Genomic DNA, 17,629 nt, shown 5'->3' with positions numbered 1-17,629 from the left:
TGGACATAATGGCGAATAGAATCTGGGAGACTGTAAGGAGATGAAAGCCATATGTTCATTTGTCCAAATTGCAAAGGGAAAGACATTGGGAAAATAGGTGTCAACCAATTTTATTGCTGGAATTGTTATATCGAATTATCGGTTTCAAAGGGGAAAATCCATACGCATCAAGTTGAGGAAGATGGTTCATTAAGCTCTCTTGATGATTTATTTGATGAGAATGAAAGAACGATCGGATAACGAAAAGGGGGATTTACTTTGAATCTACGCAATTCATTAATCGCATTAGGTGTTGGAGCTGCAGCATATCAATATGCTCGTAAGCAAGATGTATTTTCAAAACGCAATATGAAAAAAGCACGTAAGATGATTAAGTCTTACTTATAATCATTTCGATAAAGTGAAAACTCCCTTATAGACAAGGGAGTTTTTTTATGCACTCATATGCAAATAAAAAAGTCCAATTTCTGAGAAAAGATAAGATAGACCGTAACAGCCGACGCCAAGTATTCCATACTGCCATAATTGCTTCGCTTTTTCTTTACGTGAGGAACGAATAAAGAACCCCTTCCAAATACCAAAGCCGATACAAATCCATTCAAGAATCATAAAAAGTGCTGATAATCCAAGCATAAACAAAACCATAATTAGCCCTCCTGATTACATTATTTCATGCTGTATTCTCAGGGGTGGTTGTCCTTGTTATGTTATTTATATGTACGTCTTTAAAAAACAGTATGGTCCGTATGAAAAGATTTTAAAAGTTTCACACATAACCTAACCCATTTATTTTCAAAATAAAGGTGGAGGAGGTTTTTCATGTGAAGAATCTTAAAATCATTTGGATATATCGTTTAGGGTTATTGTTACTTGTTTTTCTTTGTTTGCTCGTCTTTTTAAAAATTAAGCCACTATGGGCACCGATTATTTTTGTATTTAAAGTAGCAATTACGCCGTTTCTTATCGCCTGTTTTATTGCGTATTTATTGCACCCTTTAATTGAAAAAATTCATAAGGAAGGGATGCCCCGTACACTTGCCATTTTGCTCATTTATATCCTTTTCTTCGGCGGAATTGGTTATGGGATTTATAAAGGAACACCAGTCGTTATTAAACAGTTACAAGAGATTAATGAACAATTTCCGCAGTTTACAAAGATGTACGATTCGTGGATGGATGGCGTTACAGAACAAACAGCGAATTTCCCTTCGTTCATTCATGAAAAGGTGAAACAACTTTTTGTGGGTGTGGAAACGAAGATTCAAGCGCTTTTAAATAAAGTGATGAGTACAGCTCGTGGTGTACTCGATTCATTGCTCATTATTTTCTTAATACCGTTCATTGTATTTTACATATTAAAAGATTATGGTGAGTTTTATCATATCTTTTGGAAACTAGTCCCAAGTAAATGGCGAGGTACGGGGCAAATGCTTGCGAAAGAAATTGATAAGTCACTTGGAAGTTATATTCGAGGACAGTTATTTGTTTGTTTAGTATTAGGGGGAGTATCAGCTCTTTCTTTTTGGTTTATCGGTATGAAATATCCATTATTGCTTGGCATTATTATTGGGGTAACGGATATAATCCCGTACTTTGGTCCTATTTTAGGAGCGATCCCGACGTTAATGATTGCAGCAACAGTATCAACGAGTTTACTTATTAAGGCGGGGATTACGATTGCTATTTTGCAATTTGTGGAAAGTAACATTTTATCGCCTTACATTGTTGGCAAGTCACTTCGTATGCATCCTGTTATTATTATGCTTGCATTACTAGTTGGGGGGGAAGTAGCTGGTATTGTAGGATTACTAATATCGGTTCCGATTTTAGCAGTTATTCGTACTGTCATTGTTCATGTGAGACCTCTCTTGAAAAAAGAAAATGTGTAAGTATAGAAGCCCTCTATGTAAGAAATAGAGGGCTAATCATATATTTATTTAGAAAGCTGCTCGTGTATCTTTTGAACGAGGGAGCTCACATCATTTGTTTGAATATGTTTTATTTTTTTCCATTCGTTATCATACATAAATACAATTTGATTGTTGAAAAGATGCTTTTGTTCTTTTAGATTAGAAATTTTTGCGAAAGAGTACTCTTCAAATATTGGATTCTTACTTACATCTGGCCCGTAAAAGAATAGCCTTTTGTTCGTTAAAATTAGCAATCCTGACCTTGCGACGGAACGATAAATAAATATGTCTAATGAACATGCTGCGTAAAATAATATCGTTTCGTCAGTCGCTAATATGTTTTTAGCTTTGTTAAGTAAGGTTGTCATTGTGATCGCTCCTTTATTTTATTCACAATAATTTAATTATAGCAAAAAAAGTAATATTTAGAAATTTTTATAAATTATTATTGTAAGGAGATTCCAATTTATTAATAAACGCATAATATATGAAAAGGCTGTTAAGAATGAATAGTAGAATACCTATGATTAATAAGCGATTAATACAATATAAATGATTATCTACATTGACAAACTTAAGAGAATTCTATTATATTTAGTCATATAATACATTAAATCAATGACGGAACAAGTACGTTACAGTCCATTTATAGAGAGAAGCTTCCATATGGCTGAAAGAAGCTTTAAATGAAGGGTAACAGAAAGCTAATCCTGAGAGCAGCTAATCACTGCCGTCTTGCCACGTTACGGCACCATGAGGTGATGAATTGATTGTTATTGTAATCAATTCATAATTAGGGTGGTATCGCGAGTTAACTCTCGTCCCTTTTATAGGGACGGGAGTTTTTTATATTTAAGGAGGAAAATACAATGAAACAACTAACAGGCGCACAAATTCGTCAAATGTTTTTAGACTTTTTCCAAGAAAAAGGACATGCAGTAGAACCTAGTGCATCACTAGTTCCACATGAAGATCCATCTCTTCTATGGATTAATAGTGGTGTAGCAACATTAAAAAAATATTTTGATGGACGTGTAATCCCACAAAATCCACGTATTACAAATGCTCAAAAATCAATTCGTACAAACGATATTGAAAACGTAGGGAAAACAGCTCGTCACCATACATTCTTTGAAATGTTAGGAAACTTCTCAATCGGTGATTACTTCAAAGAAGAAGCAATTACATGGGCTTGGGAATTCTTAACGAGCGACAAATGGATCGGATTCGATAAAGAATTACTATCAGTTACAATCCATCCAGAAGATGAAGAAGCATTCACAATTTGGAATGAGAAAATGGGCGTTCCAAAAGAGCGTATTATCCGCTTAGAAGAAAACTTCTGGGATATCGGTGAAGGACCAAGTGGACCGAATACAGAGATTTTCTATGACCGCGGAGAAGCTTACGGTAATGACTTTAGTGACCCAGAATTATATCCAGGCGGAGAAAACGAGCGTTACTTAGAAGTATGGAACCTTGTATTCTCTCAATTTAATCATAATCCAGATGGTTCATATACACCACTTCCTAAGAAAAACATTGATACAGGGATGGGTCTAGAACGTATGACATCTATCGTTCAAGATGTGCCTACGAACTTTGATACAGATCTATTCATGCCGATGATTGGTGCAACAGAATCAATTTCTGGTGAGAAATATCGTAATGGCGATTTAGAAAAAGATATGGCGTTTAAAGTAATTGCTGACCATATCCGTACAGTAACATTTGCTGTTGGTGACGGTGCTCTTCCTTCTAACGAAGGCCGTGGTTATGTATTACGTCGTTTATTACGCCGCGCTGTTCGTTATTCGAAGAAATTAAACATTAACCGTCCATTCATGTTTGAATTAGTACCGGTTGTTGGAGAAGTAATGAAAGACTTCTATCCAGAAGTACTTGAAAAGAAAGATTTCATTGCGAAAGTTGTGAAAAACGAAGAAGAGCGTTTCCATGAAACACTTCATGATGGTGAAGCAATTTTAGCTGAAGTTATTACAAAAGCAAAAGAAGAAAAAACAACTGTTATTTCTGGAGTAGATGCGTTCCGTCTATATGACACATACGGTTTCCCAATCGAATTAACAGAAGAATATGCAGAAGAAGCTGGTATGACAGTTGACCAAGAAGGCTTCGAAAATGAAATGGAAAAACAACGTGAGCGTGCACGTGCTGCTCGTCAAGACGTTGACTCAATGCAAGTTCAAGGCGGTGTACTTGGAGAAGTTAAAGTAGCGAGTGAGTTCGTTGGTTACGGTACAGTTGCAACAGAAAGTAACGTTGTTGCACTTGTGAAAAACGGCGAATACACAGACAGCTTACAAGCTGGTGAAGAAGGACAATTAATGCTTGATGTAACACCATTCTATGCTGAGAGCGGTGGACAAATTGCAGACCGTGGTTACCTTCTTGCTGATGGCGTGAAAGTTCTTGTAAAAGACGTGCAAAAAGCACCAAATGGTCAAAACTTACACAAAGTTGTTGTTGAAGAAGGTACATTAACGAAAGATGCGGCTGTGAAAGCTATTATCGATACGAAAAACCGTAGTAGCGTTGTGAAAAATCATACAGCAACTCACTTACTACACCAAGCATTAAAAGATGTACTTGGAACACACGTTAACCAAGCAGGTTCTCTTGTAACTTCTGAACGTTTACGCTTTGACTTCTCTCACTTCGGTCAAGTACAAGCTGACGAATTAGAAAAAATTGAGCGTATGGTAAACGAGAAAATTTGGGAAAGTATTGATGTTGAGATTTCTCAAAAAGCAATCGAAGAAGCGAAAGAAATGGGCGCAATGGCATTATTCGGTGAAAAATACGGTGATGTTGTACGCGTTGTACAAGTTGGCGATTACAGCTTAGAGCTTTGTGGTGGTTGTCACGTTGAAAATACAGCTTCTATCGGTATTTTCAAAATCGTTGCTGAGTCTGGTATCGGTGCAGGAACTCGTCGTATTGAAGCAGTAACTGGTAAGTCTGCATACGAATTAATGAACGATCAAGTAGGTTTATTAAAAGAAGCAGCAGGAAAAATGAAAACAAATCCGAAAGATATCTTAACAAGAGTTGATGGTCTATTTGCCGAAGTAAAACAACTTCAAAAAGAAAACGAATCTCTTGCTGCGAAATTAAGCAATATCGAAGCTGGAAACTTAACTGATTCTGTAATGACAGTTGATGGCGTAAATGTATTAGCAGCGAAAGTAAATGTTGCAGATATGAATAACTTACGTACGATGATGGATGATCTAAAAAATAAATTAGAGTCAGCAGTTGTTGTATTAGCGTCTGTTAATGACGATAAAGTAAACATCCTAGCAGGTGTAACGAAAGACTTAATTGGCCAAGGTTACCATGCTGGTAAACTTGTGAAAGAAGTAGCTTCTCGTTGCGGCGGTGGCGGTGGTGGCCGTCCTGATATGGCACAAGCAGGCGGTAAAAACCCAGCTCAAGTCGAAGAAGCTTTAGCATTTGTACAAGAGTACGTTAAATCTGTTTCAAAATAAAGAGATAGTAGTGTACAATGGTAGGGAGAGGAGAAGTTCTTCTCCCTATACTTACTATATAAGTGAGGTGCTTGAAATGGACGGTTTTGATAAAACAATGAAGTTTAGCATTCAAGATGAAAAACAGAGTGTCCATGTAAATGATGTACTTTTAACTGTGTATGATGCACTTCAAGAAAAAGGCTATAATCCGATTAACCAAATCGTCGGTTATTTATTAAGTGGAGACCCAGCATACATACCTCGCCATAAAGATGCACGTAGCATCGTTCGCAAGCTTGAACGTGATGAGATTATTGAAGAGCTTGTGAAGTCTTACTTGAAACATCATCGTGAGGAGTAGTTTATGCGGATATTAGGTTTAGATGTAGGTACAAAAACAGTCGGAGTTGCAATTAGCGACGAAATGGGCTGGACAGCACAAGGATTAGAAACAATTAAGATTAACGAAGAACGAGGTCACTTTGGTTTTGATCGTATTTCTGAGTTAGTAAAGCAGTACAATGTGGATAAAATAGTAGTAGGTTTACCTAAAAATATGAATGGTACAATTGGCCCACGTGGTGAAGCGTGCCAACAATTTGCAGAAAACCTACGAGAGCTGTTACAATTAGACGTTGTAATGTGGGACGAGCGTTTGTCAACGATGGCAGCGGAACGTCTACTCATTTCAGCTGATGTAAGTCGTAAGAAGCGAAAACAAGTAATCGATAAGATGGCTGCAGTCGTAATCTTACAAGGATTTTTAGATAGAAAATAAGAGGTGACCAAAATGGAAGAACGTCAAATTACAATTGTAGACGAAAAAGGTAACGAACATTTATGTGAAATTATTTTCACTTTTGATGCTGACAAATTTGGTAAAAAATCATACGTAATCTTCTCTCCAATCGGTGAAGTAGATGAAGATGGAGACCCAATTTATGATGCAATGGCTTATGAGCAAAATGAAGAAGAGGGCGGAGTTTTACTTCCAATCGAATCAGAAGAAGAGTGGGAAATGGTACAAGAAACGTTTAACACTATTGCTGATGAGCAAGAAGCTGAATAATAAGTACTGAAAAGATGGACGACATACAGTCCATCTTTTTTTGTATTTATATGTAAAATGAAAGATTTTTTGTCGAAACTGTGTAAGTCTTTGTAGTATAATGAGACGGATTGTAGAAAAATAAAGTGCCAATTAAAAAAGATAAGTGAATTTGTTGCGTTTTTACATCGTGCTGTATAGAAAGGTGTACATACGGTCTACAATTAAGTAAGGAGGAAATGTTTTGATAGAGAATCAAGTGAAAAAGAAGCGTAGACGCATCTTTTTATTTTCGATTATTGCACTGCTTTTAGTTTGTGGTTCAGTCTATGCGTATATTTCATCCGCATTAGGACCAGTTGATAGCGGGAATAAAAAAGAGATTGAAGTAGAAATTCCGAAAGGATCATCTACAAGTAAAATTGGAGAAATTTTAGAAGAAAAAGGCGCTGTAAAAAACGGTACAGTTTTTAGTTTTTATACAAAGGCTAAATCGAAAAGTTTACAAGCAGGTACATATTTATTAAACCCTTCAATGAATGCTGAAGATGTGATCGAACAAATGTCATCTGGCAACGTGCATCGTCCAGCTCTTTATAAAGTGACGATTAAAGAAGGGGCGCAAGTAACTGAAATTGCAGAAACGATTGCGACAGAACTAAAGTGGAATAAAGATGATGTTACGCGTCAATTAAACGATAAAGCATTTATTCAAAAAATGCAGCAAAAGTATCCGAAGTTATTAACGGATAAAATCTTTGATAGTAATATTAAATACCCATTAGAAGGTTATTTATATCCTGCAACGTATTCGTTTTATAAGAAAGATACAACGTTAGAAGAAATTGTAATTCCGATGCTTGAGAAAACAAATGCAATCATTGTTCAAAATGAGGCGAAAATGAAAGCGAAGAACTGGGATGTTCATCAGCTTTTAACATTATCTTCACTTATTGAAGAAGAGGCAACTGGTTTTACAGATCGTCAAAAGATCGCTAGTGTCTTTTATAATCGTTTAGCAAAAGGTATGCCGCTTCAAACGGATCCAACGGTATTATATGCACTTGGAAAGCATAAACAACGTGTATTATACGAAGACTTAAAGGTCAACTCACCGTACAATACGTATGTTGTAAAAGGATTGCCGGTAGGGCCGATCGCAAACTCTGGTAAACATTCAGTGGAAGCTGCGTTAGAACCTGCGCAAACAGATTATTATTATTTCTTAGCTGCACCAAGTGGTGAAGTGTACTATGCGAAAACATTAGAAGAGCATAATGCATTAAAGCAAAAATACATTACGAAAAAACAGTGAAATGGGGAGGGATAGCGAAAAAAGTCGCACATCCCTCTTTTTTGTGGTAAAATATATCGGGTTAAAAACTGGCAGAAGAATCGTTTTTAATATCAAAACGGGACGTACAAGCTAAGGGTAAAGCTGGCTTGTATTTTTATTGCATTCTATGTAGGAAAAGACGTCATAGAGGCACTTCTCCATGTAAATAAGGAGGACCATTTATGGAGGATGCAGTTAACGAGTACCTATTATCATTTATTGATCCGAAAGATAAATTAATTCTTGAAATGGAAGAATATGCAACAGAAAATCATGTGCCGATTATGGATCGACTTGGAATGGAATTTATGCTGCAATTTTTACGTTTAATTGGACCGAAAAGCATTTTAGAACTTGGAACAGCAATCGGTTATTCTAGTATTCGTATGATGCAAGCTATTCCAAATTCACGTATTGTGACAGTTGAGCGCAATCGTGAGCGATATGAAAAAGCACTTGAATATATAGAACGTTCCCCAGTAACAGATCGTATTTCAGTTATTTACGGTGATGCGTTAGAGACAGGTGAACAAGTAAAAGAACACGGGACATTTGACGTTATTTTTATTGATGCAGCAAAAGGACAGTATCGTCGCTTTTTTGACTTATATGAACCGTTATTAAATCCTGGTGGCGTAATTATTTCAGATAATGTTATGTACCATGGTCTTGTAACGACAAAAGAGAAGATTGAAAACAGACGTACACGTGGTTTAATCCGTCGTATTAAGACGTACAATGAGTGGCTTATGAACCATGAAGGATATGATACAACGATTTTCCCAATTGGTGATGGAGTAGCTGTTAGTAAAAAGAGAGGGTGACCAAGGTATGAAGAAACCTGAATTGTTAGTAACGCCAAGAGCGGTGGCGGATATCGAACTTCTTGCGAAAGCAGGAGCAGATGCGGTAATGATCGGTGAGCAAAAGTTTGGTTTACGTTTAGCAGGGGAGTTTTCACGTGAAGATGTAAAACAAACTGTGAAGATTGCGCATGAAAATGGTGTGAAAGTATACGTAGCAATGAACGCTATGTTCCACAACGATAAAGTAGAAGAATTAACAGATTACGTTTCATTTTTAAATGAAGTAAATGTAGATGCAATTGTTTTCGGAGATCCAGCAGTATTAATGGCTGTTCGCGAAGTAGCGCCAAATATGCAGTTGCACTGGAATACAGAAACGACAGCAACGAATTGGTTCACTTGTAATTACTGGGGCCAAAGAGGAGCGAAGCGTGCTGTATTAGCTCGTGAGCTGAGCTTAGATGAAATTGTTGATTTAAAAGAAAATGCTGAAGTGGAACTAGAAGTACAAATTCACGGTATGACTTGTATGTTCCAATCGAAGCGTTCATTAGTAGGAAACTACTTTGAGTATCAAGGACGTAATCTTGACATTGAAAAGAAAAAATATGAAGAGAATATGTTCTTATATGACCCAGAGCGTAATAATAAATATCCAATCTATGAAGATGAAAATGGTACTCATATTATGAGTCCGAACGATATTTGTTTCATCGATGAATTAGAGGAACTAATCGAAGCTGAAGTTGACAGCTTAAAAATCGATGGTGTACTGAAAAGTTCTGAATACATTATTGAAGTAACGAAGAAATATCGTCAAGCGATTGATTTATGCGTAGAAGATCGTGATGCGTATTATGACGTGAAAGATGCTCTATATAAAGAAATAGAAGAAATGCAACCAGTAAATCGTCCGTTAGACACAGGATTCTTCTTTAAAGAAACGGTTTACTAAACGAGGAGGGTGTAGGAAATGACTGTACAAGAAATTTCACGAGTGATCGATGGCAAGCGCGTTATTGTGAAGAAACCTGAACTGTTAATCCCTGCGGGTAACTTAGAAAAATTAAAAGTAGCTATCCATTATGGGGCAGATGCTGTATATTTAGGTGGACAAGAATTTGGTCTTCGTTCGAATGCAGGTAACTTTACGCTGGAAGATATGGCAGAAGGCGTTGAATTTGCAAAGAAATATGGAGCGAAAATATATGTAACAACAAATATTTTCGCACATAATGAAAATATGGACGGGCTAGAGGAATATTTAAAAGGGATTGAAAAAGCTGGCGTAACGGGAATTATCGTTGCTGATCCGCTTATCATTGAGACGTGTAAACGTGTAGCGCCTTCTGTTGAGGTGCATTTAAGCACACAGCAATCACTATCCAACTGGAAAGCAGCACAGTATTGGAAAGAAGAAGGTTTACATCGTCTTGTATTAGCTCGTGAAGCAAGCTATGAAGAAATGAAAGAAATTAAAGACAAAGTGGATATTGAAATTGAAGCATTCGTCCATGGTGCAATGTGTATCGCATATTCAGGAAGATGTACACTAAGTAACCATATGACAGCGCGTGACTCTAATCGTGGCGGTTGTTGCCAATCTTGCCGCTGGGATTATGATTTAGTTCAAACAGTATCACAACATAAAGATGCAAAAGAGCTTCCTCTATTCCAAGAAGAAGATGCTCACTTTGCGATGAGTCCAAAAGATTTAAATTTAATTTTATCAATTCCGAAAATGATTGAAATTGGAATCGATAGTTTAAAGGTAGAAGGACGTATGAAATCAATCCATTATGTAGCGACTGTAGCAACTGTATATCGTAAAGTAATTGATGCTTATTGTGCGGATCCGGATAACTTTGAGTTTAAACAAGAATGGTTAGATGAGCTTGATAAATGTGCAAATCGTGATACAGCTCCTGCATTCTTTGAAGGGGTTCCAGGACATCAAGAGCAAATGTTTGGAAATCATAGTAAGAAAACAACGTATGATTTTGCTGGTTTAGTGTTAGATTATAATGAAGAAACGGGCATCGTAACGCTTGAGCAACGTAATCATTTCAAACCAGGACATGAAGTGGAGTTCTTTGGACCAGAAATAGAAAACTTTACGCAGACGGTGGAGAAAATTTGGGATGAGGATGGAAACGAATTAGATGCAGCGAGACATCCGTTGCAAATCGTGAAATTCAAAGTGGATCAACCAGTGTATGTGAATAATATGATGCGCAAAAGCATACTTCAATAAGAAAGAGTGGTAGTCGAATGGGGACGAATAAGCCTGTTGTAATTGGAATCGCTGGTGGTTCAGGATCAGGAAAAACAAGTGTAACGAAAGCGATTTTTGACCATTTTAAAGGTCATTCCATTTTAATCTTGGAGCAAGATTATTATTACAAAGATCAAAGCCATTTACCAATGGAAGAGCGTTTAAAAACAAATTATGATCATCCGCTTGCGTTTGATAATGATCTGTTAATTGAACATTTGCAGCAGTTGCTTGCATATGAGCAAATTGATAAGCCTGTATATGACTATACATTGCATACGCGTTCAGAAGAAATTATTCCAGTTGAGCCGAAAGATGTAATTATTTTAGAAGGAATTCTTATTTTAGAAGACCCACGTCTTTGTGAGTTGATGGACATTAAGTTATTCGTTGATACAGATGCTGACCTTCGTATTCTGCGCCGCATGCAGCGTGATATTAAAGAGCGCGGTCGTACGATGGATTCAGTTATTGATCAGTACGTAACTGTTGTACGTCCAATGCACAATCAATTTATTGAGCCTTCTAAGAAGTTTGCGGATATTATTATCCCTGAAGGTGGACAAAACCATGTTGCAATTGATATTATGGTGACAAAAATTGCAACAATTCTTGAACAAAAAGTAAATTTGTAATAGCATAGTAAAAGATATACGGTAGGAAGGGATTTTTTCCCTTCCCATCGAATACAATGAAACATGCAACCTCATCTATATATAGGTGAGGGCATATTTATATCAACTTTCCATACATATCTTCTTTATATAAAGAAGAATTGGAAATACGGGGTTGTATGTGACAACTCCGCTAGTGCAAGGGTACTAGAAACCTCCGCTAACAATGGAAGCGGAGGAGTTTTCATATGGAACTCCTCTTTTTTTCGGGGGATTGGTATATAAAAGGAGTGGAAAATATGTCAACAGAAAAAACATACCCTATGACGCAAGAGGGTAAGCAAAAACTAGAGAACGAACTTGAGCAATTAAAAACAGTAAGACGTAAAGAAGTAGTAGAACGTATTAAAATCGCACGTAGCTTCGGGGACCTTTCTGAGAACTCTGAGTACGATGCAGCGAAAGATGAGCAAGCATTCGTAGAAGGACGTATTACACAATTAGAAAATATGATTCGTAACGCAGTTATCATTAAAGATAATGGCGAAGTATCTACTGTTGTTACATTAGGTAAAACAGTAACATTTAAAGAATTACCAAATGGAGATGAAGAAGCGTACACAATCGTAGGTAGTGCGGAAGCTGATCCATTTGAAGGAAGAATTTCTAACGATTCTCCAATCGCAAAAAGCTTATTAGGTAAGCAAATTGGTGAGAAAGTAACAATCCAAACACCAGGCGGAGAAATGCAAGTAGAGATTGTCTCTGTAAAATAATAAAAAAATCACTCGTGTAAAAACGAGTGATTTTTTTATTTGTATAAAAGATGAAACACTCCGTCCAAACTATAACAGACGAGGTGTTTTTTTATGAAAATAAAACGGAGAATTACAATTGTTTTAATTTGTTTTATGGGCATTATGTTTTTATTGCTTTGTCGTTTAATTCAAATTCAAATTATAGATACAGAATCATTTACTGATCGCAAAATAAATTTAATTGAAAAAAGTGTTACGCAACGTACGCAATCCATTGCAGTAGACGATGGACGTGGGCAGTTTATAGATCGTAGTGGTAAAGAAATAGGTGAGGAAAAGTATCCTGTTTTAATTGTTTTTCCATTTTTACAAATAAAAAATGACATGTTAGAGAAAATCGCGCATATCATTGGTGTGTCGAGACAAGAGATCAGAAGACAAATGAAAAATAAAAAAAATGCATTTATACTGCAAGGGGAAACTGCTCCATTTCGAGTGACAAGAGAGCAGATGGAGAAGGTGAATCAATTAGATGTATTAGGTATTGTAGCAGCTGAAGTGCGATTAAAACAAACTGGGGAGATAAATCATTTAATTGGTGATGTAGGGGAGAACGAAAGAGAATTTCAAAAGCGATATGGAGAAGTGAAAAAAATTTCAAAACAAACGCCGATAGGTATTTCAGGATTACAGCAATCATTTGATGAATTTTTATTGACTGATGGAGAGGCAAAAGTATTGTATCAAGTAGATCGGCAAGGAGAACCGATTTTCGGAAAGCAAGCGAAATATACTTCACCAGGAAATCCATTTTACCCCGTTAGGATTCAAACTACTTTACATAAAGGGTTGCAGCAAAAAGCAGAAGAAGTGATTGAAGCAAATGAAATAAAGAAGGGGGGATTAGTATTACTTGATGTAAAGACAAATGAAATATTAGCGATGGTCAGTAAGCCGTCTTTACAAGTAAGAGATAAGAATTTATATAAGACTACACTTGAAAATCAAATGTTAACGCCGCATTTTCCAGGCTCTGTTTTTAAAACAGTAGTTGCAGCTGCAGTCATTGATCAAAAAGTAAATTTGTTTAATCGGACATTTAATTGTAATAAAGATTTATATGGTGAAAACGACCCACAAGTTATGATGGGTACACTTAACTTCAAAGAGAGCTTTGCTAGGAGTTGTAACAGGACATTTTCCGAGTTAGGTAACGACCTATTACAAAAGGATAGGACGGTGCTAGAAACATACGTAGCAGCTTTAGGAGCAAATGAAAAGGTCGGATGGAAAGGTTCTGTATTTCATACACCTCATTTCGAGCAAATGCCAGAAGAAAAAGGCACTACTATTTGGGGGAATGAAGAAAACAAAAATAGTAAAAAAGCGGTAGAGCAAACAGCGATTGGACAGAAAGATGTACGTATATCACCTCTAGCAATTGCTAATATGATGGCGACGATTGCGAGGAATGGAGAAAAGATGGAAGTGAAAGCTGTTGAAAAAATAGTATATAAAAATGGAGCGGATTTTTTTACATTTGAGAACCATACGTTACATGGAAAACAGCTTTCGTATGAAACAGTGAAAACATTACAAGAGTTATTAAGAGGCGTTGTAACAAGGGAGAAAGGAACAGGAACGGCATTCCGCTCGTTACCGCTCAGTGTCGCTGGAAAATCCGGGACAGCGCAAACAGGGAAAGGGACGAGGGTGAATCGCTGGTTTGCAGGTTATTTTCCGTATGAGAATCCAAGATATGCTTTAGTTGTTGTTGATCTAGAGACTGATAACAAAGTGAATAAAGTCACACCTATTTTTAAAGATATGGTAGGAGCAATCTATCAATTGGAGAATGAAAAGTAATCTTGCAATTTATAGTGAATTGTTTTCATTTCATGAAAATATCATTGTAAATGTTCAACCTTTCTAGATTTAATGTTACAATAGCAATTAGGAAAAACTGCATGGAGGTTTGGAGAATGGCAGGAGGATCAAGATTCCAACAGAAACAACAAAAACGTCGTCAAAACGGTGTTTTAAATATTGCAATCGCTATTGTATTACTATTAGTAGCTATTGTAGCATATCAATTGTTCGTTCCTAGTACGAAAGAGCAAGCATCTTCTACTGATAAGAAAGTCTCTCAACAAACAACAAAGAATGAGAAAGCTGGAAAATCAGAAGATAAAGAATCTGCTAAGAAAAAAGAAAAAGAAAAAGAGCAAGCAGAAGCTAAGCAAAAAGCTGAAGAAGAGAAGTTAAAGGCTGAGGAAGAAAAGAAAAAAGCTGAAGAAGAAGCGAAAGCTAACGAGAAAGTATCAGCTGAAAAAACTGTATCCAAGGCAAAAGAGGCTTATACAAAACCTTCTTGGAAAGCTGTAGGAACAGAACAAGGTTCATCACCAGCGATGACGTTTAAACAGGGGTCATCAGATTGGAATGAGATGCAAAGTGCAATTGCTGCAGGTATTGAAGTGCCGAAGGAGCAATTAGTATTCCATTTTGTTGGAAGAGACAAAACTGGAAAGAGTAAAGCTTATGGTGACGTTCAAGATAAGCAAAGTGGAAAAAGATATTACGTAAATATTGATTGGGTAGACAATGAGGGCTGGAAACCAGTACTTGTTCAAACTCTAAACTAAAAAAGAGAAGCTCCTTAGGAGCTTCTCTTTTTTAGTTAACGCAATTTCTTTAATTTAAAATGAACAACCGCGCTATAATACGGTCTTTTGCTTTCAGGATCCATAACCATTTGATGTGAGATGTGATGAACTTCAAGCATAAGTGCTTTATTATTATCGATTTGTTCACTAATTTTTCGTTCTAAAGAAGCTAAGTCTCCCGCTTCAAAAAATTCTACTTTATCTTCTAACATTTCAAAGGTAAATGACATGAAGACGGCCCCTCTCCTATGTAATCAACTATAGTGTAACAAAGAAAAGAAGGAAATACCATGTACATTTCAATTGACATTTTTAGAAAGAGGGAATATCATACTGATAAAACCGATAAGAAAAAGGGGAATTTTTATGGGCACAGAATTTAATGGTTTATTTGATGAGTGGGCTCATACGTACGACTCATTCGTACAAGGCGAAGATATACAATATAAAGAAGTTTTCGCCCATTATGAGGATATTCTAGAGGATGTAGTTAACAAGTCATTTGGTAATGTATTAGAATTTGGTGTCGGTACAGGTAATTTAACAAATAAATTATTACTTGCTGGCCGCACAGTTTACGGTATAGAACCGTCGCGTGAAATGCGTATGATTGCAAAAGAGAAATTGCCAAAAGAATTTTCGATTACAGAAGGTGATTTTCTTTCGTTTGAAGTCCCAAATTCAATTGATACCATTGTAAGCACCTATGCATTTCATCATTTAACAGATGATGAAAAAAATGTAGCGGTTGCGAAGTATAGTCAATTGCTAAACAAAGGTGGTAAAATAGTGTTTGCTGATACGATATTTGCAGATCAAGATGCATATGATAAAACTGTTGAAACAGCAAAACAAAGAGGTTTTCACCAGTTAGCAAACGATTTGCAAACGGAATACTATACACGCATTCCAGTTATGCAGACTATTTTTGAAAACAATGGCTTCCATGTAACGTTTACGAGATTAAATCATTTCGTTTGGGTAATGGAGGCAACTAAGCAATAGAAAGAGGGATTAGATTGAGAATTGCTGTAATTGGAGCAATGGAAGAAGAAGTACGTATTTTACGTGACAAATTAGAACAAGCAGAGACAGAAACGGTTGCAGGTTGTGAATTTACGAAAGGACTATTAGCAGGACATGAAGTAATCTTGTTAAAGTCTGGTATTGGTAAAGTAAACGCAGCGATGTCAACGACAATTTTATTAGAAAAATATAAGCCTGAAAAAGTAATTAATACTGGTTCAGCTGGTGGATTCCATCATTCTCTAAACGTTGGTGATGTAGTTATTTCCACTGAAGTTCGTCACCATGACGTAGATGTAACAGCATTTAACTATGAATATGGTCAAGTACCAGGAATGCCGCCTGGATTTAAAGCTGATGAGGCGTTAGTTGCATTAGCTGAGAAATGTATGCAAACTGAAGAAAATATTCAAGTTGTAAAAGGCATGATTGCAACAGGCGATTCATTTATGAGTGATCCGAACCGCGTTGCAGCCATCCGTGATAAATTTGAAAATCTTTATGCGGTAGAAATGGAAGCAGCAGCTGTCGCACAAGTATGCCACCAATATGAAGTTCCGTTTGTTATCATTCGCGCACTTTCTGATATTGCTGGTAAAGAATCAAATGTTTCATTTGATCAGTTTTTAGATCAAGCAGCTCTTCATTCTACAAACTTTATCGTAAAAGTGTTAGAAGAGTTAAAGTAATGTAACAAAAAGGCAACTGTCTCATATAAAGAAAATACATACAGTTGCCTTTTCTTTATTGGCAAACAAGGGGGAGAACACGATGAATGTATATCGTGGAGTTCATGAGTTAATTGGTCATACACCAATTGTAGAAATTACTCGTTTTTCACTTCCGAAAGGGGTCCGCTTATTTGCAAAGCTTGAATTTTATAACCCAGGCGGAAGCGTTAAGGATCGTTTAGGAAGAGAATTAATCGAAGATGCGCTAGAAAAAGGGCTTGTTACCCAAGGTGGAACAATTATTGAACCGACTGCTGGGAATACTGGTATTGGACTGGCACTTGCAGCATTAGAACATGATTTACGTGTTATCGTTTGTGTACCAGAGAAATTTAGTATTGAAAAACAAGAATTAATGAAAGCACTAGGTGCAACGGTCGTGCATACACCGACTGAGCAAGGAATGACCGGTGCAATTGCAAAAGCAAAAGAATTAGTAAATGAAATACCGAATTCATACTCTCCAAGTCAGTTTGCGAATGAAGCAAACCCGCGTGCTTATTTCAAAACACTAGGTCCTGAACTTTGGGATGCACTGAATGGAGAGATTAACATATTTGTTGCTGGAGCAGGAACTGGCGGTACGTTTATGGGGACTGCATCTTATTTGAAAGAAAAAAATATAGATATTAAAACAGTTATCGTAGAGCCAGAAGGATCTATTTTAAATGGTGGTAAGGCTGGTTCACATGAGACCGAAGGAATTGGACTGGAATTTATCCCGCCATTTTTGAAGACATCTTATTTTGATGAAATTCATACGATTTCTGATCGGAATGCATTTTTACGAGTGAAAGAATTAGCGCAAAAAGAAGGACTTCTCGTTGGGAGCTCTTCAGGAGCAGCATTTCATGCGAGCTTACTTGAGGCAGAGAAGGCAGCACCAGGTACAAATATTGTAACCATTTTTCCTGATAGCAGTGAGCGCTATTTAAGTAAAGACATATACAAAGGATGGGAATAAA

Annotated in this window: 21 protein-coding genes and 1 other annotated feature; of the genes, 18 read left to right on the top strand and 3 right to left on the bottom strand. The window is 36.7% G+C overall.

Annotated elements, in window-relative coordinates; genetic code table 11:
• Positions 1 to 51 precede the first annotated feature (51 nt).
• Both N2V79_RS21555 and N2V79_RS21550 read left to right on the top strand, forming a co-directional pair.
• Entirely contained in the window at positions 52 to 240 is a 189-nt protein-coding gene (locus N2V79_RS21555) for a hypothetical protein (protein WP_000469281.1), read from the top strand.
• An 18-nt stretch (positions 241 to 258) separates the two neighbouring features.
• Positions 259 to 387, top strand: coding sequence for a YrzQ family protein (locus tag N2V79_RS21550; protein WP_001053553.1), 129 nt, complete (start codon positions 259 to 261; stop codon positions 385 to 387).
• Positions 388 to 432: 45 nt separating this feature from the next.
• On the opposite strand, the gene N2V79_RS21545 is transcribed toward N2V79_RS21550, so the two are convergent.
• Positions 433 to 645 carry a hypothetical protein gene (locus N2V79_RS21545; protein ID WP_000242539.1) on the bottom strand — a complete coding sequence of 71 codons (213 nt, stop codon included), beginning with the start codon at positions 643 to 645 and terminating at the stop codon, positions 433 to 435.
• Between the two features lie 176 nt (positions 646 to 821).
• Between N2V79_RS21545 and N2V79_RS21540 the strand changes: the two genes are divergently transcribed.
• Positions 822 to 1,889 (top strand): AI-2E family transporter, encoded by a 1,068-nt coding sequence (locus tag N2V79_RS21540; RefSeq protein ID WP_000793129.1) that lies wholly within the window; start codon positions 822 to 824, stop codon positions 1,887 to 1,889.
• Between the two features lie 44 nt (positions 1,890 to 1,933).
• Here N2V79_RS21540 and N2V79_RS21535 read toward each other — a convergent pair whose 3' ends face one another.
• Positions 1,934 to 2,278 carry a PH domain-containing protein gene (locus tag N2V79_RS21535; RefSeq protein ID WP_088025459.1) on the bottom strand — a complete coding sequence of 115 codons (345 nt, stop codon included), beginning with the start codon at positions 2,276 to 2,278 and terminating at the stop codon, positions 1,934 to 1,936.
• Positions 2,279 to 2,519: 241 nt separating this feature from the next.
• Positions 2,520 to 2,739: a binding site (T-box leader), on the top strand.
• 40 nt (positions 2,740 to 2,779) lie between these two features.
• Here N2V79_RS21535 and alaS point away from each other — a divergent pair.
• The 12 genes from alaS (at position 2,780) to N2V79_RS21475 (ending at position 14,886) form a co-directional block, all read left to right on the top strand.
• Positions 2,780 to 5,422, top strand: coding sequence for an alanine--tRNA ligase (alaS, locus tag N2V79_RS21530; protein WP_340720206.1), 2,643 nt, complete (start codon positions 2,780 to 2,782; stop codon positions 5,420 to 5,422).
• 76 nt (positions 5,423 to 5,498) lie between these two features.
• Positions 5,499 to 5,765 carry an IreB family regulatory phosphoprotein gene (locus N2V79_RS21525; RefSeq protein WP_000348591.1) on the top strand — a complete coding sequence of 89 codons (267 nt, stop codon included), beginning with the start codon at positions 5,499 to 5,501 and terminating at the stop codon, positions 5,763 to 5,765.
• 3 nt (positions 5,766 to 5,768) lie between these two features.
• Positions 5,769 to 6,182, top strand: coding sequence for a Holliday junction resolvase RuvX (gene ruvX / locus N2V79_RS21520; protein WP_001221192.1), 414 nt, complete (start codon positions 5,769 to 5,771; stop codon positions 6,180 to 6,182).
• Positions 6,183 to 6,194: 12 nt separating this feature from the next.
• Positions 6,195 to 6,473, top strand: coding sequence for a DUF1292 domain-containing protein (locus N2V79_RS21515; RefSeq protein WP_000392730.1), 279 nt, complete (start codon positions 6,195 to 6,197; stop codon positions 6,471 to 6,473).
• Positions 6,474 to 6,696: 223 nt separating this feature from the next.
• Positions 6,697 to 7,767, top strand: a complete 1,071-nt coding sequence (mltG, locus tag N2V79_RS21510; protein WP_000572135.1) for an endolytic transglycosylase MltG — start codon at positions 6,697 to 6,699, stop codon at positions 7,765 to 7,767.
• A 203-nt stretch (positions 7,768 to 7,970) separates the two neighbouring features.
• A complete protein-coding gene (locus N2V79_RS21505) occupies positions 7,971 to 8,612 on the top strand; it encodes an O-methyltransferase (protein ID WP_000389102.1) in 642 nt (213 codons plus the stop codon).
• Positions 8,613 to 8,619: 7 nt separating this feature from the next.
• Positions 8,620 to 9,549, top strand: coding sequence for a peptidase U32 family protein (locus tag N2V79_RS21500; protein ID WP_000742793.1), 930 nt, complete (start codon positions 8,620 to 8,622; stop codon positions 9,547 to 9,549).
• An 18-nt stretch (positions 9,550 to 9,567) separates the two neighbouring features.
• Positions 9,568 to 10,848: a peptidase U32 family protein gene (locus N2V79_RS21495; protein ID WP_000217961.1), complete on the top strand. Its 1,281-nt coding sequence runs from the start codon at positions 9,568 to 9,570 to the stop codon at positions 10,846 to 10,848.
• Positions 10,849 to 10,865: 17 nt separating this feature from the next.
• On the top strand, positions 10,866 to 11,504 hold the full coding sequence (gene udk / locus N2V79_RS21490) for a uridine kinase (protein WP_000537080.1): 639 nt from the start codon (positions 10,866 to 10,868) through the stop codon (positions 11,502 to 11,504).
• A 278-nt stretch (positions 11,505 to 11,782) separates the two neighbouring features.
• A complete protein-coding gene (gene greA, locus N2V79_RS21485; protein ID WP_014894880.1) occupies positions 11,783 to 12,259 on the top strand; it encodes a transcription elongation factor GreA in 477 nt (158 codons plus the stop codon).
• 93 nt (positions 12,260 to 12,352) lie between these two features.
• Positions 12,353 to 14,107 (top strand): peptidoglycan D,D-transpeptidase FtsI family protein, encoded by a 1,755-nt coding sequence (locus N2V79_RS21480; RefSeq protein ID WP_340720205.1) that lies wholly within the window; start codon positions 12,353 to 12,355, stop codon positions 14,105 to 14,107.
• A gap of 116 nt (positions 14,108 to 14,223) precedes the next feature.
• Positions 14,224 to 14,886: a YrrS family protein gene (locus N2V79_RS21475; protein ID WP_000897094.1), complete on the top strand. Its 663-nt coding sequence runs from the start codon at positions 14,224 to 14,226 to the stop codon at positions 14,884 to 14,886.
• A 35-nt stretch (positions 14,887 to 14,921) separates the two neighbouring features.
• On the opposite strand, the gene N2V79_RS21470 is transcribed toward N2V79_RS21475, so the two are convergent.
• Positions 14,922 to 15,137, bottom strand: a complete 216-nt coding sequence (locus N2V79_RS21470; protein ID WP_000010984.1) for a YrzA family protein — start codon at positions 15,135 to 15,137, stop codon at positions 14,922 to 14,924.
• A 136-nt stretch (positions 15,138 to 15,273) separates the two neighbouring features.
• Here N2V79_RS21470 and N2V79_RS21465 point away from each other — a divergent pair, with 136 nt between their 5' ends.
• From N2V79_RS21465 to N2V79_RS21455, 3 genes are all read left to right on the top strand, one after another.
• Positions 15,274 to 15,912: a class I SAM-dependent DNA methyltransferase gene (locus tag N2V79_RS21465; protein ID WP_000536323.1), complete on the top strand. Its 639-nt coding sequence runs from the start codon at positions 15,274 to 15,276 to the stop codon at positions 15,910 to 15,912.
• A gap of 14 nt (positions 15,913 to 15,926) precedes the next feature.
• Complete coding sequence (gene mtnN, locus N2V79_RS21460) at positions 15,927 to 16,622, top strand: 5'-methylthioadenosine/S-adenosylhomocysteine nucleosidase (protein WP_001217027.1); 696 nt, start codon at positions 15,927 to 15,929, stop codon at positions 16,620 to 16,622.
• 82 nt (positions 16,623 to 16,704) lie between these two features.
• Positions 16,705 to 17,628 (top strand): O-acetylserine dependent cystathionine beta-synthase, encoded by a 924-nt coding sequence (locus N2V79_RS21455; protein ID WP_001103877.1) that lies wholly within the window; start codon positions 16,705 to 16,707, stop codon positions 17,626 to 17,628.
• The last annotated feature ends 1 nt before the right edge of the window (position 17,629 follow it).

The sequence above is a fragment of the Bacillus sp. CH_70 genome, from assembly GCF_038007045.1.
Classification (GTDB): Bacteria; Bacillota; Bacilli; order Bacillales; family Bacillaceae_G; genus Bacillus_A; species Bacillus_A cereus.
This window is presented reverse-complemented; position numbering and strand designations above follow the sequence as displayed.

Coding starts and splice junctions, on each gene's coding strand:
- udk (WP_000537080.1), top strand. CDS start 10,866: ATGGGGACGAATAAGCCTGTTGTAATTGGAATCGCTGGTGGTTCAGGA.
- N2V79_RS21500 (WP_000742793.1), top strand. CDS start 8,620: ATGAAGAAACCTGAATTGTTAGTAACGCCAAGAGCGGTGGCGGATATC.
- N2V79_RS21455 (WP_001103877.1), top strand. CDS start 16,705: ATGAATGTATATCGTGGAGTTCATGAGTTAATTGGTCATACACCAATT.
- N2V79_RS21465 (WP_000536323.1), top strand. CDS start 15,274: ATGGGCACAGAATTTAATGGTTTATTTGATGAGTGGGCTCATACGTAC.
- N2V79_RS21535 (WP_088025459.1), bottom strand. CDS start 2,278: ATGACAACCTTACTTAACAAAGCTAAAAACATATTAGCGACTGACGAA.
- N2V79_RS21525 (WP_000348591.1), top strand. CDS start 5,499: ATGGACGGTTTTGATAAAACAATGAAGTTTAGCATTCAAGATGAAAAA.
- N2V79_RS21505 (WP_000389102.1), top strand. CDS start 7,971: ATGGAGGATGCAGTTAACGAGTACCTATTATCATTTATTGATCCGAAA.
- greA (WP_014894880.1), top strand. CDS start 11,783: ATGTCAACAGAAAAAACATACCCTATGACGCAAGAGGGTAAGCAAAAA.
- N2V79_RS21495 (WP_000217961.1), top strand. CDS start 9,568: ATGACTGTACAAGAAATTTCACGAGTGATCGATGGCAAGCGCGTTATT.
- N2V79_RS21480 (WP_340720205.1), top strand. CDS start 12,353: ATGAAAATAAAACGGAGAATTACAATTGTTTTAATTTGTTTTATGGGC.
- N2V79_RS21475 (WP_000897094.1), top strand. CDS start 14,224: ATGGCAGGAGGATCAAGATTCCAACAGAAACAACAAAAACGTCGTCAA.
- N2V79_RS21555 (WP_000469281.1), top strand. CDS start 52: ATGTTCATTTGTCCAAATTGCAAAGGGAAAGACATTGGGAAAATAGGT.
- alaS (WP_340720206.1), top strand. CDS start 2,780: ATGAAACAACTAACAGGCGCACAAATTCGTCAAATGTTTTTAGACTTT.
- N2V79_RS21470 (WP_000010984.1), bottom strand. CDS start 15,137: ATGTCATTTACCTTTGAAATGTTAGAAGATAAAGTAGAATTTTTTGAA.
- N2V79_RS21545 (WP_000242539.1), bottom strand. CDS start 645: ATGGTTTTGTTTATGCTTGGATTATCAGCACTTTTTATGATTCTTGAA.
- ruvX (WP_001221192.1), top strand. CDS start 5,769: ATGCGGATATTAGGTTTAGATGTAGGTACAAAAACAGTCGGAGTTGCA.
- N2V79_RS21515 (WP_000392730.1), top strand. CDS start 6,195: ATGGAAGAACGTCAAATTACAATTGTAGACGAAAAAGGTAACGAACAT.